Source organism: Sphingobacteriales bacterium (assembly GCA_016699615.1).
In the GTDB taxonomy this organism is placed as follows: domain Bacteria; phylum Bacteroidota; class Bacteroidia; order Chitinophagales; family JADIYW01; genus JADJSS01.
In genome coordinates this window covers 1845406-1860953 of sequence record CP064984.1, presented here as the reverse complement: position 1 = coordinate 1860953, position 15548 = coordinate 1845406, and the positions used below count along the sequence as shown (strand labels likewise).

The 15548-nt window shown below is 30.0% G+C and carries 9 protein-coding genes, 1 tRNA gene, 1 other RNA gene, 2 pseudogenes and 1 CRISPR repeat array; of the genes and pseudogenes, 7 read left to right on the top strand and 6 right to left on the bottom strand.

The window, feature by feature from the left end; translation table 11 throughout:
• The first annotated feature begins 28 nt into the window (after window positions 1-28).
• The 3 genes from IPK18_08800 to rnpB all read left to right on the top strand — a co-directional run bounded on the left by IPK18_08800 (window position 29) and on the right by rnpB (window position 1451).
• The gene (locus IPK18_08800) at window positions 29-463 is read left to right on the top strand and encodes a type I restriction enzyme HsdR N-terminal domain-containing protein (GenBank protein QQR96996.1); all 435 of its coding nucleotides are present in this window, start codon (window positions 29-31) and stop codon (window positions 461-463) included.
• A 215-nt stretch (window positions 464-678) separates the two neighbouring features.
• A complete protein-coding gene (locus tag IPK18_08795; GenBank protein ID QQR96995.1) occupies window positions 679-1083 on the top strand; it encodes a rhomboid family intramembrane serine protease in 405 nt (134 codons plus the stop codon).
• Window positions 1084-1113: 30 nt separating this feature from the next.
• Window positions 1114-1451: RNase P RNA component class A (rnpB, locus tag IPK18_08790), an RNA gene on the top strand.
• Here rnpB and IPK18_08785 read toward each other — a convergent pair.
• From IPK18_08785 to IPK18_08775, 3 genes and pseudogenes are all read right to left on the bottom strand, one after another.
• Window positions 1447-3028 (bottom strand): annotated as a pseudogene (locus IPK18_08785) (FAD-binding protein). The gene rnpB and the pseudogene IPK18_08785 overlap by 5 nt on opposite strands.
• 471 nt (window positions 3029-3499) lie before the next feature.
• A CRISPR array of direct repeats spans window positions 3500-4457; the repeat unit is 36 nt; unit sequence GTTGTGAATACCTTTCAAAATGTGGTGTGTCACAAC.
• A gap of 70 nt (window positions 4458-4527) precedes the next feature.
• Window positions 4528-7770 (bottom strand): hypothetical protein, encoded by a 3243-nt coding sequence (locus IPK18_08780; GenBank protein ID QQR96994.1) that lies wholly within the window; start codon window positions 7768-7770, stop codon window positions 4528-4530.
• Between the two features lie 4 nt (window positions 7771-7774).
• Entirely contained in the window at window positions 7775-8428 is a 654-nt protein-coding gene (locus IPK18_08775; protein QQR96993.1) for a hypothetical protein, read from the bottom strand.
• 199 nt (window positions 8429-8627) lie between these two features.
• Here IPK18_08775 and IPK18_08770 point away from each other — a divergent pair, with 199 nt between their 5' ends.
• From IPK18_08770 to IPK18_08760, 3 genes are all read left to right on the top strand, one after another.
• Window positions 8628-10562 carry a DNA primase gene (locus tag IPK18_08770; GenBank protein QQR96992.1) on the top strand — a complete coding sequence of 645 codons (1935 nt, stop codon included), beginning with the start codon at window positions 8628-8630 and terminating at the stop codon, window positions 10560-10562.
• Between the two features lie 94 nt (window positions 10563-10656).
• Entirely contained in the window at window positions 10657-12015 is a 1359-nt protein-coding gene (rseP, locus tag IPK18_08765) for an RIP metalloprotease RseP (protein QQR96991.1), read from the top strand.
• Window positions 12016-12072: 57 nt separating this feature from the next.
• Window positions 12073-12151, top strand: a tRNA-Leu gene (locus IPK18_08760).
• Between the two features lie 262 nt (window positions 12152-12413).
• Here the strand turns inward: IPK18_08760 and IPK18_08755 are convergent.
• The 3 genes and pseudogenes from IPK18_08755 to IPK18_08745 form a co-directional block, all read right to left on the bottom strand.
• Window positions 12414-13337: pseudogene (locus IPK18_08755) on the bottom strand (transposase).
• Between the two features lie 172 nt (window positions 13338-13509).
• Window positions 13510-13947, bottom strand: coding sequence for a PIN domain nuclease (locus IPK18_08750; protein QQR96990.1), 438 nt, complete (start codon window positions 13945-13947; stop codon window positions 13510-13512).
• A complete protein-coding gene (locus IPK18_08745) occupies window positions 13928-14146 on the bottom strand; it encodes a hypothetical protein (protein QQR96989.1) in 219 nt (72 codons plus the stop codon). Before IPK18_08745 ends, IPK18_08750 begins: the two co-directional genes overlap by 20 nt.
• 279 nt (window positions 14147-14425) lie before the next feature.
• On the opposite strand from IPK18_08745, the gene IPK18_08740 reads away from it, so the two are divergent.
• Window positions 14426-15544, top strand: a complete 1119-nt coding sequence (locus IPK18_08740) for an ABC transporter permease (protein ID QQR96988.1) — start codon at window positions 14426-14428, stop codon at window positions 15542-15544.
• Window positions 15545-15548 lie beyond the last annotated feature (4 nt).

Here is a 15548-nt window from a genome sequence, read left to right as displayed (position 1 = left end):
TATTAAAAAGCTATTGCAATAAAAAATAATGCAAGAAAATAAAATCAACATTAAAAAAGAAAATGGTAAAACATTTATTCATTGTCAGATTAGAAAGAAATGGATAATCTTAACTCCAGAAGAAAAAGTACGCCAATTTCTAATTGATTATTTTGTTACAAGCTTGCAATATCCATTAAATTACATTTCGGTTGAAAAACAAATAAAAGTTAATCAACTTAAAAAAAGATATGATATTGTAGTGTACAACCAAGAATTGCAGGCACATATTTTGGTAGAATGCAAGGCAAATTCCATTACTATCAACCATGATACTTTAAAACAATTATTGAATTATAATATTTCCATAGCTGCGCCATTTTTAATGATAAGCAATGGCACACAACATCATATTTTTGAATTGAATGAAGGTCAATTTAAACAGATAGATAAATTACCATCAAGATTTGAAATATTTACTTAAATTGCAAATACTATGATTACAATCATCATTATTATTATTACTGCCGTCACAAGTCTATGGGCTTTTAGCAATCCAAAGATCTCTCAAGAATTAATTTTTAATGCCTATGTTATCAAAGCTAGGAAACAATGGTATCGTTTTTTTAGTTATGGATTAATACATGCTGACATGTTTCATCTTTTTTTTTAACGTATGCTTTGTATTTATTTGGTACATTGGTAGAAAACTTTCTCATTAGTTATTATGGAAAAACAATGGGTAGTTGTTTGTACTTAACATTATATATAAGTGCTTTAGCCATTAGTAGCATTCCAGATTATAAGAAATACAACAATTTTCCTGCATACAATGCATTAGGTGCAAGTGGTGCTGTTGCAGCAGTAATTTTTTGCTGTATCATTTTATATCCACAACAAGGAATTATGATATTCCCAATTCCATTTTTCATACCTTCTTATATTTTTGGACCACTGTATATTGCTTATTCATACTATATGTCTAAGCGAAATTTGGATAATATTGGACATACTGCGCATCTTTTTGGTGCTTTGTATGGTGTTATCTTTATATGTGTTGTGTACAAAGATGCTTTAGCACATTTTATAGAACAAGTCAGATAAAATAATTTACAAATAAAAGATTAATTTTGTGGTGCAGGTCGTTCTATCGCGTTTATAGTTTTATAGATGAGGAAAGTCTGAGCAGCAAAGAGTAAATCTGACAGCTAACAGCTGTATGCAGTAATGTATGGAAAGTGCCACAGAAAATAGTACAGGTAGTGCTGTAGTGAAACATGCTTTTGTAGTAATATATTAGCACAGGCAAACCCCAGATGCTGAAACATCATGTAACCCAATGCTTGACAGTTACTCGCTGGATGTTGGTGGGTAGATGGATAGAGGTAGTTGGTGACAACTATCCCAGATAAATGATAGAAATAAAATAGCAATATTTTATACAGAACTCGGCTTATAGACCTGCATTTATTTATATATTCTTACAATGCTTTCAGCACAACGCTCGCCATCTATGGCAGCGCTCATAATGCCACCAGCATAGCCTGCGCCTTCGGCACATGGAAAGAGTTTTTTAGTTTGTATATGCTCCAATGTTTCTTTGTCTCTGGGTATTCTTACTGGCGATGATGTTCTGCTTTCTACACCAATTATCTGTGCTTCATTGGTATTAAATTGTTTGATTTTTTTCCCAAATGCAAGAAATCCTTTTTGTAAGCAAGTAGCTACAACTTCTGGCAATACATCGTACAAGTTTGTAGCTGCCAAACCTGGCTGGTACGATGTTGCTAATACTGTACTTGAATTTTTCTTTTGAATAAAATCGTTCAATAGTTGTGCTGGTGCTACTTGACTTTGTGAGATGCGCCATGCATTTTGCTCTGCTTGTTTTTGAAATTCTAATGCTGCAAGTACACCTTTACCTTCAAATATTTTCCAATCATTTTCATCTATACTCACTACAATACCAGAATTGGCATATTGCGAATCTCTTTTTGATGGCGACATACCATTTACTACTACTTCTGTTTGCGCAGTAGTGCTGGCACAACAAATCCGCCTGGGCACATACAAAATGAAAACACACCTTTCGTTGTATTTTTGTATGCTACATTATCCACCAAACTGTATGATGCTGCTGGCAACAAATTAATATCTTCGCTATTGTGGTATTGATGTTGGTTTATAACTTGTTGCTGATGTTCTACACGTACGCCTAAAGCAAATGGTTTATTTTCTATCTTAATTGATTTATGATGCAATAATTCAAAAATATCTCTTGCTGAATGTCCTGTTGCTAATATGTAGGCGATGCCTTTGTAATCTTCTATTGTATTGTTTTCTACATCTATTGCAGACACAGATTCTATTGTATTATTTTTTACATTAAAATCTATAAGCTTTGTATTAAAGTGTATTTCTCCACCATATTCAATAATTGTATTTCTAATATTTTGAATAATCTTAGGTAGTTTGTTGGTGCCAATATGTGGATGTGCATCAGACAATATATTTTCTGCTTTGCACCATGTTGTACCAAAATTTCTAACACTCTTCTTATATCACCACGTTTGGTAGCTCTAGTGTATAATTTTCCATCGCTGTATGTGCCTGCACCACCTTCGCCAAAACAATAGTTTGAGTTTTCATTTACAATATTATTTTTATTGATGTTGGCTAAGTCTCTCCTTCTGTCTTGCACATTTTTTCCTCTTTCTAAAATAATTGGTTTTATGCCAAGTTCTATTAACCTTAGTGCTGCAAACAAACCAGCTGGGCCAGCACCAATAATAATTACTTGCTGTTGCTTAGATACGTCTGTATAAGCAAATGAATTTTGGAATAAACTAGTCATAGGTTCATCAACAAATACATCTGCTTGTAGATTTACTTTTATATTTCTTTGTCTGGCATCAATAGAACGTTTTAGTATTCTTATACTAAATTTCTGTTCATCTTTAATTTGCAGTTCGTGTTTAATGTGTTGATATAGTTTGCTTTCATCGAAGGCAATAGCTACAGGCAATGTAAGTAATAGATTTTTTTTCATGTTTATTCAGTAACTTATTTATAGTTAAATGATAGTGTAAAGATACTTAAGAGACATGAGACTTTTTTAATTAGTAGTAAGTAGCAAGTATTAAGTAGTAGTAAGTAGCAAGAATTGAGTAGTAAGACTTTTTGCTTTTGTATTTCATTGTTACATTAAAATAGACATAAGATTTAAGACTTTTTTAATTAGTAGTAAGTAGCAAGGATTAAGTAGTAAGACTTTTTGCTTTTGTATTTCATTGTTACATTAAAATAGACATAAGATTTAAGATATAAGACATGAGACTTCTTGCTTTTGTATTTCATTGTTACATTATCGAATTGCTTCATTATTAAATTATTCATGTTGTGTTTACTCTATAAAATGTGAACTGAAAATAGACATAAGATTTAAGATGTGAGACATAAGACTTTTTGCTTTTGTATTTCATTATTACATTATCGAATTGCTTCATTATTAAATTATTCAGTTGTGAATACCTTTCAAAATGTGGTGTGTCACAACAATAATAAAAGTAGATATTACGCAGAAATCGTTGTGAATACCTTTCAAAATGTGGTGTGTCACAACATTACAACTAACATAAAGGCAGCGTTTTCTGTTGTGAATACCTTTCAAAATGTGGTGTGTCACAACTGCGTTTTTTTTGATGAAAAAACTATGCCAGTTGTGAATACCTTTCAAAATGTGGTGTGTCACAACGGAAGGTGTGGTAGTATCGAATTTAGTATCGTTGTGAATACCTTTCAAAATGTGGTGTGTCACAACAATGATAGTATTTGTGTCTATTTATTGAAGTTGTGAATACCTTTCAAAATGTGGTGTGTCACAACACAAAGACATGATTTTAGAGTATTATAATCGTTGTGAATACCTTTCAAAATGTGGTGTGTCACAACTGTATATATAAAATATATTCAAGAGTATATGTTGTGAATACCTTTCAAAATGTGGTGTGTCACAACACAAGCACTTACCGTACTTTTCGTGAAGGGTTGTGAATACCTTTCAAAATGTGGTGTGTCACAACTAAGAAGAAACGCTTTCTACCTGAATTAGCGTTGTGAATACCTTTCAAAATGTGGTGTGTCACAACAGACACATGTGTTTTTGATACCATTGATTAGTTGTGAATACCTTTCAAAATGTGGTGTGTCACAACAAATACCTGTTTTATATACTCCATCTCCAAGTTGTGAATACCTTTCAAAATGTGGTGTGTCACAACGGTAGGCATAGGATTTGTTGCAGATATAGTGTTGTGAATACCTTTCAAAATGTGGTGTGTCACAACATTTATAAGCTTCTACACCACCAGCGGCATGTTGTGAATACCTTTCAAAATGTGGTGTGTCACAACAATATGTTTTACCTACTGCTGTTGCAGATTGTTGTGAATACCTTTCAAAATGTGGTGTGTCACAACGGCTTGTTTATAAAGTGCTAAATATAAATAATTTAGCTTGTTTTCTGCTTTATAAAAATGCATGTTTTGGTTATATATTGGTATTATTTTGTTGTTTTAGTTTTAATAGATTTCCAAATCCTTTTTCTGCTACATCTAAATGAAATATTTTATTTCGTAGTTGTTTTTCAATATCCACGAAAGCGTTTACATATTTACTTTCAATATAACTTCTAAATACTTCAAATTTTTTATGCTCAAATTCTTGCGGAATAGGATTGTTAATAAGGTCTATTTTATTTTGTATAGCCGCCCAATCTTGGCTTTCTCCATATTCTTTCTCGTTCTTTAAAATTTCTGATACATACTTTATACTTTGTTGGTAATAACTTTGTAATCGCTGAACTATGGTTTGATATTCGAAAGTTGTTTTTGGATTATCTCTACCTTTTTGAATTTCTTTTTTATACAGTAGCTCCATCATTTTTATAATGTGTTTTTTATGGATTACTCCATTATTTCTTTGCAATAGCTTTATAGGTATAAAAGTATGTAGTTTTATGTCATTTATTATATGCTCTATTTTAATATCTTTGCTTCTAGTTCGCTTAATATCAAATTTATGTGATTGTAAATTAAAATAATTGTCTTTTAATTTAGCAAGTAAGGCATCGTGTACTACATCTTGATAAAAGGTTCTTGCCTTATTAAAATCTTCTTTTTCTAACCTATTACTAAAGGCATCTTTTGATACCAAATAAGGTTGTGCATTTTGATTATTCTTGAAATACTCCTGATATTGTTTTCGTTTTTCTTCAACAAATTGAACTATATGAGTGTTTTTTGTGGCTATAAATTTTTCTTTAAAATTATCTATTGTTTCAAAAAACCAGTTGGATAATCCAAAAATATAGCCTTCCTTAAAATTATTTTCATCTATATAATCATATTTAAAAACATAAGGCATTACCAATTCTTTTATTCTATCTACCTCTTTTTTTGTAGCTTCTCTAAAATCGCTATTAGCAGAAAGCGTATATGATTTATTAGTTAAATCTAGTTCTTTACATCTTTGTAATAGCCACATTAATCTTCCATCTGTTTTATCTTTTGATGGTGGTATGCTTGTTGATGTTTCTTTACTGTTTGTTTCTATGTGTTTATTAATAGTTTCTTGCAAAGTATTGTATTTTTTAATGGCTAAATCTATTACTTGTAGATAGGCTTCATCAAAACTTGTAGCTGTTGTAAAAAAAATATTGTGTAATGCTTTTCTTTCTACTAGCTGTGGGTTTTCATCTGTTTGGTATTCTTCTTTTGTGGCTAGTCTTGTAAGCCATTCAGAAGCAGAATACAAGGCTAAATCTGAATCTAATTTTTCTATTTTATCATTTTTAAGAAATTTTTCAGCAGAGGTTTTGTCATCTAATAAATAAATGTATTTGCATACTGCTTTCTTTTGTTTTGGGTCGTTAAATTTTTTAGATTTCTCTAAAATCCATTTCATTACAAAAAGCAGTTCTTTCATTTTACTGAAACGAATTTTTGTATTCTTCTTTTGTATTTTTTTATCTTCTTTTAAAAGTGTGTCTAGTTCATCTAATCGCTCAGTATTAGCAAAGTTTTTTTTATCTAAATTGTATTCTGATTTTAAATTATTAAACTCTTTAATTAGCTCTGCACTCATTTTATAATCGTGATAATTGGTATCAACTGCTTTAGATTTCATTTCTTCTAAAACACCAATTCTACTTTTTGCTTTTTGTAATACTTTTGTTCTCAGTTCATCGACAGGAATTTCTACAAAATCTGTATTTTTTATTGCAAAATAAGCATCTAAAAGAGGTTGTGGAATTTGTAAGCCAATAGCGTTTTTATCTCCAGAAACTCCTTTTTGGCAAAACATTTTTATATATTGTGTTTTGTCTAAATCAAAATCGTTGGTTCTGTATCTGATATATTCTACAAGCTGTTTGTATTCTTCTGCAAAAACAAAAAGATTATTCACTACTTTATCAATATGCCCGCCAATAATCATTGTTGCCCAATGAGTAAGAGCTTTAAGCCCAATATTAAATCGTATTCTTGAATTATCAGTAAAGACAAGCTCTATTGCAGTAAGATTTTTATCTGTGTATGGTTTATTATAATACTGAATTACTTTAGATTTATCAGAATCGTCAATTTTAAACTGAATACCAAAGTTGGTGTTGAATTTATGGACTATTTTATCATAGTTGTTAGGTATTTGTTTATTTTCATTTTCAGATACTTCTCTTAATTCTTCTTTTCTTATAGGATTTCTTTTTTCAATAGTATATTCGGTAACTTTCCAGTTTATTTGTCTTTTGTCGTTATTATCTTTTAAAAATTTTGTTGTATGCAGGGCAATATATTGTGATAAAAGCACTAAATAATTATTGTTCAATCTTTTTACTTGATATTTCTTTTGGTTAATATTTAATTCATTGTATAAGTATGCAGGTATGGAGTTAAGGTAGTTTTCTGTTTCTATTTTTAGAATTTCAAGGCTTTGTTTATCTAATGTTATTCCTTCTTCGTTATTAATGATTTGATCAGCTAAATATTCATCAAATAATGTATCTTCTTTTTTCAATGAAGCAATATTTAGTTGGTGCCCATCTGACAGGCAAAAATGTGTATTTACTTTTCTCATAAAATCAAAGTCTCTTATATTTTCAGAATTCTTTGATTCTTTCTTTACGCCTTTCATTTTAAGATATTCACGATTATTCATAAATAATTCCATTTGGCTCTTTGTTAAAAAGAAACTTAAATAAAAGTTTATGCCTTCGGTATTAAATTTATTTGTTTCTGCATTAATTAAAATAGGAACTTGGTTTCTGTAATATTTTTGAGCAAAAGGATATCTAGCATCATAAGAAGTTAATGCTTCATTAAACTTTTCAATAAGAAAAGCTCTAAAATCTTCTTTAAAAATTACAATACCAGCATTATCATGCCAATAGTGTGAATGAAAGTCTCTTAATCGCCATAAAAGGTGCAACATATGATTTATCATCTCTATTTCCCATGGTTTTATATATTTTATCTTTCCTCCTTTTTGTTCTTTCCACAAGTATATTTTTAAATTGGTGTAGGTACTTTCACTAAATAAAGCTTCAGAAAATTTTTCGTGTTTTATATCTACATCACCAAAATAGTCTCTTATTTCATCTTTAGCATTTTTTTCTTGAAGTTTAATATATTCGCTTATTCTATTATAAGCCAAGTTATAAAACAGAGCTAATTCTCCATTTTTCTCTAGTGTTGGTTGAGAATAATTTTTTTCTCTTTTGTTATTTGTTTCCATAGTTCTATAATTTATTGTTTTTAGTTAAATTTAAATTTCCATAGCTTGGTCGGTTTTGGCTATCGTTAAAATATTTTCCATTTAAGGTTTTATTTTTAGCATTAAAAGTTAAAATAGTAATACCATCGTGGTCAGTTAAGCCATATTTCTCGTGGTCATCATGTAGCTTATCTGCTTTATTTTTGTATCTGTAAGTAATAATATACTCATTATTAGGTTTCTTATCAATATCATGCGAAACACTATACGATTCTGAACTATGTTTTAAAGATGCTTCATGTTCATAAAAAAATGCTTCGACATAAAAACCATTTACATTCTGTGAAATACTAATTTTTACATATTTAGTAATATGTGGTTTGCTTTCATCATCATCTACATGATAACTACTTTCAAGCTTACCTGTATAGTTTCCTCGCAAATCAGGTAATCCTAAAAAATAACGCATTATACCAAAACAATAATGGTTCAGCAGGTAGGCAATTGTTGCTACAGAAAAGAGACTCATTATTAATGAAATAATTTGCTTTGCTTCTGAACAAAAGTTTTTAGTTATTTGCGCAATTAAATTATTAAATCCTAAGAAAGCAAGAGATGAGCTAATGACTATAGCTATTGCCGCAGAAATAGTATAATACTTAAAAGAAAGTTTTTCCATAATTGTATAGTTTTACTATATCAAATATAATAGATTGTTAATTTTAAAATTTATATTTTTGCTACAAAGATTTCAACATTTTAGTATTTTTCCTTAGTGCGTATATTCATTAGCCAGCTAAACCTACAGCTACTTCAACAAATTGCATTATTATAGTATTGCTTCAATTTTTTAATGGAGAGTTCTTATCTTTACACACTTGATTACTAGAGACACCATACGAAAAATTATAGACACAGCCCAGATTGTTGAAGTGGTGGGCGATTATGTGAATCTGAAAAAATCTGGCAGTATCTACAAAGGTAATTGTCCTTTCCATCAAGAAAAAACACCTTCGTTTGTGGTTAATCCGAACAAAAATATATTCAAATGTTTTGGTTGTGGCAAAGGCGGCGATTCCATCAATTTTATAATGGAGCACGAAAAATTATCATATCCTGAAGCTCTAAAATTTTTGGCGAACAAATATCATATTGAAGTAGAAGAAACTTATACGCAAACTGAAGAAAGTAAAGCCGAGCAAGCACAAGTAGATAGCTTATATATTGCTTTAAATTTTGCATCTAAATTTTACCACAAACAATTGCTAGAAACAGAAGATGGACAAGCAATTGCTCTAAGTTATTGTACAGAAAGAGGCTTGAGCCATGAAGTGATTGAAAAATTTCAGATAGGGTATGCACCAGATAGCTTTGATGCATTCTTAAACGAAGCTAAAAGCAATGCATACAATGAAGATGTATTGTTGAATGCTGGACTAATTAAAGAGAAAAACAATAAGAAATATGATTTCTTTAGAGATAGACTAATGTTTCCAATACATAATATATCTGGCAAAACAGTAGCATTTGGCGGAAGAGTATTAAGAAAAGCAGAAAATCAGCCAAAATATATTAATACAGCAGAAACAGAAGTATATCACAAAAGTCAATTATTGTATGGCATTTTCCATGCAAAAGAATTTATCAGGAAACAAGATGAATGTATTTTGGTGGAAGGTTACACAGATGTTATTTCATTGTACCAAGCTGGCATAAAAAATGTAGTAGCGAGTTCTGGTACAGCACTTACACGCGAGCAAGTGTTACTCATCAAAAGGTTTACTCAAAATATAGTTATACTGTATGATGGTGATGCAGCTGGTGTAAAAGCAGCTCTACGTGGATTGGATATTGTTTTGGAAATTGGCTTGAATGTAAAAATTGTAATGCTTCCCAATGCAGAAGATCCAGACTCGTTTGTACGCAATAATGGCACTGATGTTGCATTAAATTATATTCAAAACAATCAAAAAGATTTTATATTATTCAAAGCATCGCAAGGCATTGAAGAAGTGGCTAACGACCCAATCAAGAAATCTGAGATTATAAAAGACATTGTACGAAGTATAGCATTGGTTAGCGATAATATTAAACGACAACTATACATAAAAGAATGTGCTAAAATTGTAGATATTGATGAAAAGATTTTAAATATTGAAATCAATAAAATAAAATCTCAGCAGCTAAAAAAACAAGAAGATTGGAACAATGATAATGAAGCAGAAGAATATCCTACACAGCAAATTGAATTAGAAAAACAGCAAACAAAAACAGCAACACCAACTTTCTATTTCCAAGAAAAAGATATCATTCGGGTTTTATTGGAACACGCCGACAAAGAAATGAATGAAGATGAAAACGTGGGTGTTTTTGTACTTTCAGAATTAATAGATACGCCATTTAAAAACTCAATTTTCGACAAAGTCATTAAATATTATATTAATGCTTATGAGCAAGATGTACCATTTGAAGAAATTAATCAACTGACGCATATTGAAGATGATGAAGTAAAAAAAACCTTGATAGACATACAAGCATCAAGCTATGAGCTGAGTCCAAATTGGTTGAAAAGGCATGAAATTATAGTAAAAGAAGCCAATAGAACTTACAAAACCGATGTCATTTCTGTCATGAATAGATATCAGTATCTTAAAATAATGGAAGCCATACAGCAAATTGATGAAAAAATAAAAGAATCTGAAGAAAGTAAAGAAGAAGAGCTTACTTTTGCATCCTATTTAAAGAAAATACAACTCTTAAGCATTAGAAACGAACTAGCCAAAAAAATAGGCACTGTTACACATCCGTATTGATAAACAATTATTAACGAATAATCTAGCTTTTGTTTCTTATTTTTACAACCTTGTTTTTAAAATTATTAAAAACCAAAAAAATTAATATATAGCAATGAATTTTATACAAATATTTTACTTGTTTTTAGGATTGTCCTTACTAATTATTCTTCATGAAATGGGACACTTTATTCCTGCAAAACTTTTTGGAACACGTGTTAAAAAATTTTACCTCTTTTTTGACTTCCTTTTCCCTTTCTCCAAAGTATTGCCATTTTCAATATTTAAAAAGAAAATTGGTGGTACAGAATATGGCTTAGGCTGGTTTCCATTTGGTGGCTATGTAGATATTGCAGGTATGGTAGACGAAACTACATCTGAAGAAGAACTAGATAAAGACGACACACCAAAGGAACAACAATTTAGATTTAAACCAGCTTGGCAACGACTGATCATTATGGTTGGTGGCGTTACTGTAAACTTGGTGTTGGCAATGTTTATATACGCAGGCTTATTTGGCGTATATGGCGAAGATTATTTGCCTAATAAAAATGTAAAAAACGGAATTATGATAGTAGATTCTGTTGCTTATGACTTAGGTTTACAAACGGGCGATAAACTAGTGGCTCTAGATGGAAAACCAATTGAAAGATTTGATAATTTCCAAAAAGATATGCTACTCAACCAAGCATCTACATTAACTATAAATAGAAATGGCGAAGAGCAAACATTAAAAATTTCAAAAGAATTTTTAGGTACATTAATACAAAAGAAAAAAACACAAATAGTAATGCCTATCATGCCATTTGTTATTGATAGTGTATTAAAAGACAATCCTGCGGCAGCAGCTGGATTTAAAAAAGATGATATTTTACTAGCTGTAGATTCTATAAGCACACCAACCTATGTAGAAGCACATAACGAAATTGCAAAACATGCGAATACAAGTATTCCTGTTACAGTGCTAAGAAATAACGATACTGTAGACATACAAGTAACGCCAAATAAAGAAGCTAAAATTGGCATTGCTGCAAAATTTGAATTAGAAAATCTATATCCAACAGAACATATAGAATATGGTTTCTTTGCTGCAATAGCTAGAGGTTTTAAAGAGCCATTTACAAAAATTAGCGACTATTGGAAGAGCTTGAAACTAATGGCATTGCCAAAAGTAGAACTAAAAGACAACTTAGGTGGATTTTATTCTATGGGTAAAATAATGCCAGCAACTTGGGATTGGAGAGCATTTTGGAGCATCACAGCATTAATATCTGTAATATTAGCATTCATGAATATATTGCCAATACCTATGTTAGATGGTGGTTATATTGTATTCTTATTTTACGAAATGGTAGTAGGAAAACCATTACCTATAAAAGTTCAAAATGTGTTACAAAATATAGGATTAGTAATAATACTAGGATTAATGTTGTTTGCTAATGGAATGGATATTATAAGAGGAATTTTTGGTTGATAATATTTTGAAATTGAAATAAAATAATTACTTTTACAAAAGTTCTTTAAACAAATTGCCGAAGTGGCGGAATGGTAGACGCGCACGACTCAAACTCGTGTACGCAAGTGTGTGGGTTCGAGTCCCACCTTCGGTACAAAATAGCTCATTATTTGTTGTTATATAAACATTACATCTAATTGCTTTACTATCTCAGATAAAATATCTTGGGTAATGGTGCAAAAAATAGTTGTTGATTTTGTTAAAAATAATGCTTAATATTCTACTGTCAACCAAAAGAGGAAGTAGGCTCTGCTGGAGAGCAACCTACCAGCAATATGGTTGATACAAATATGGTAATGGGCAGTCTTTAAGACTGCCTTATTTTTATTACCAAATTGTTCTATGGCTAAAAAAACTCATTTCTGATTTTTAAAGTATAAATACCATTTAATGAAATTGGTTCTATGTTCCTTGGTCAATCCACGATGCATTAAAACATGACTTTTGAGATGCCCGAAGAATGCCTCTAAGCCATTAGTTGATTTTGGTATTCTTGGATTAAATAGATACGTAAATAAGTTAGGAATTGCGTTTCTAATATGAACAAATGCTTTACGAACCATTTTATGTTTATACCAATATCTATTTGTGGTAATGCTGTATGATTTTTCATTAATAAATGAGCTGTATTTTAAATGCCAGTCTAGCACTTGTTTTATCCAATCATGAGATTGCTCATGTGTAATAATGGTGTGTAATTGATGCACAATAGCTAGTAGCTCTACACCTGCAATATGTTTAGGTTGAGTAGTTAGCCAAGCTCTGCATTCTCTCTGTATATGAACTGTACAGCGTTGTAAATAAACCTGCTTACAAACTACCTTGATTGCTTTTAGTATCGATTTGTGACCGTCACATGTAATACTATCTATACGAATACCAAGCGATAAGATATTTTGTAAATCTTCTTTAATTTCTTCAAAATATTCACCATCAGTAATCCTATACAGTTGTGTGAGTTTTATCGTATCATCTCGGTAAATTATTAAGCAAATATTATTAGAAAAATAAGTGCCATCAATAAGCAAATTAAGTTGTTCAGATGGATAGAATTTATGCGTTGGTGCTTTTTGCAGATAAGTATCAAATAAGCTTTTTAAACTCCGAACACTATAATTACTTTCTATTGCTAAATCAGTAATTGTTTGTCTTTGTAAAATCCATTTTTTAAACTAAATAAACTTGTTAGATAAACTAACAGATTTATTTTGTCTGATAAATAATAGACCACAATCTTTACATTTAAAACGTTGTTTACCTTTTTGAAAACCCCATTTTATTACATTGCTAGAACCACACGACCAGCACTTTTTTTAGCCATTTTTTAAGTAAAATAAATTAAATTGAAATCATTTTCAATAACCATACCCTAAACACCAATAAAAATTGACGCTTTAAGCCATTTTACCAACTATTTTTTGCTATTATACCTCTTCTTGTTAGCTTATTGTATTACTTTTTATAGAGAAATTTTCTTAACTCTGATGTAGTGATAATTTTTGTAAATCCTTTTTTCTTCAGACCATTTACTAGACTTCTATCAACTGTCCATAATAAGCATCTTTTGTATAATGCCAATTCTACAAATTCTAAGTCATCCAAATCTATATCTTTTACCAAATCAAATGCTTTTTGAGTATAATATTTAGGAATACCATTTGTATCTACAAATTGGATATTTGCAATTAATTCTTTATAAATTAATTCATATTCATTAACTGAATATCCTGTTAATTTTAAAATCTTTTCTTTGTGCCTATTGATTTCTACTTTCAGAAATTCAGGTGCTATAATTTTGAATTTTCTTTTAGAATGGATGATATTTGAAATAGTACCATTTGGCGAAACAATAGCACTAATAATTATATTACTATCGGATATCAAGAGCATCCAAACGTTTTTTTGTGTGGTTTTTAAAAATACTCTTATTAATTTCTTTAGATAATTCTAATATTTGTTTATTTGAAACTTTTTTAACCTTAGGTTGAATTTGCTTTTTCAATCTTGACAATAATTTTATCTGTTCTTGCTTTGGCAATTTATCAACGTATTCGCTAATTTCAGAAACAATATTTGATTGAAACATCATAATACAAATATACTAAAAAAGAATTAATTTTGTTTTGCTTAGTTTCAGCACTAGCTACTCCTTTTTCAATAAACATAATAATAAGTATAAAATACTACAGAAATTATTTCAAGAAAATCGTCTATATTTGTGTGTTACGTTTTTTCACTCATTAATGTATAAATACATCTGAATCTCGAATTTTTTATAGCAAAACGAATTGTACTTGGCGAAAAAAAATCGTTCTCCAATTTTATAATTAAAACTGCAATTATTGCTATAGCACTTAGCTTGGCTATAATGATAAGTGCCATATGCTTAGTTGGTGGTTTTACAAAAGAAATAAAAGAAAAAATATTCGGCTTCTGGGGCGAAATACATATTCACAAATTAGAAAACAGCAATTCATTTGAAGCTAGCTCAATTCATATCAACGAGATAGATATTCCTAAAATAAAAAAAATTGATGCTGTAAAATATGTGTCGCCATACATTACAAAAGCTGGAATAATAAAAACAAAAAATGACATTGAAGGTGTTGTAGTAAAAGGCGTTGATAAAAATTTTGATTGGAACTTTATTCAAAAATATATCACAAACGGGCAACAAATACAATACACTGACACTGGTTTTAGCAAACAAGTTTTGGTTTCGTCTGTTCAAGCAAAAAAATTAAAACTTGAAGTTGGCGATAAATTTATTTTATATTTTCTAAAAAAAGGCGCGCCACAACCTATTGGTAGAAAAGTTGAGATTGCTGGCATTTATAAAACTGGATTGTATGAATATGATGAAAAATTTGTGCTTTGGGATGTTGCAATGTTACAGCAAATAAATCAATGGAATAAAGATGAAATAACTGGACTAGAAATTAGGCTAAATGATATAAACAAAATGGATAAAGTAAAAGATGAAATTTACTACACCATTATCGACAATACAAAATATGCCGAAACTATAAAAGAAATATATCCAAATATATTTGAATGGCTTAATCTACAAAAAATGAACGAGTACATTGTGCTGCTCATCATGGCAATTGTTGCAATGCTCAACATGATTTCTGCTTTAATCATATTAATATTAGACAGAACACAGATGATTGGTATTCTAAAAGCACTAGGCGCCACAAACCAAAAAATTAAAACAATATTTTTATATCAAGCATCATACATCATATTTTTTGGAATACTTATTGGCAATTTTATTGCATTTGCAGTATGTCTCTTACAAAAATACACAGGCGTCTTTAAGCTGAATGAAGAAAACTATTATCTTTCAGAAGTTCCTGTTTTCTTTGACCTTCCGATGATATTACTCATAAATATTCTAACGTTTGTCATATGCTATCTTGTAATGTACCTACCTACAAGAATAATTGCCAAAATAATGCCCATAAAAGCAATGAAGTTTGAGTAGTTTT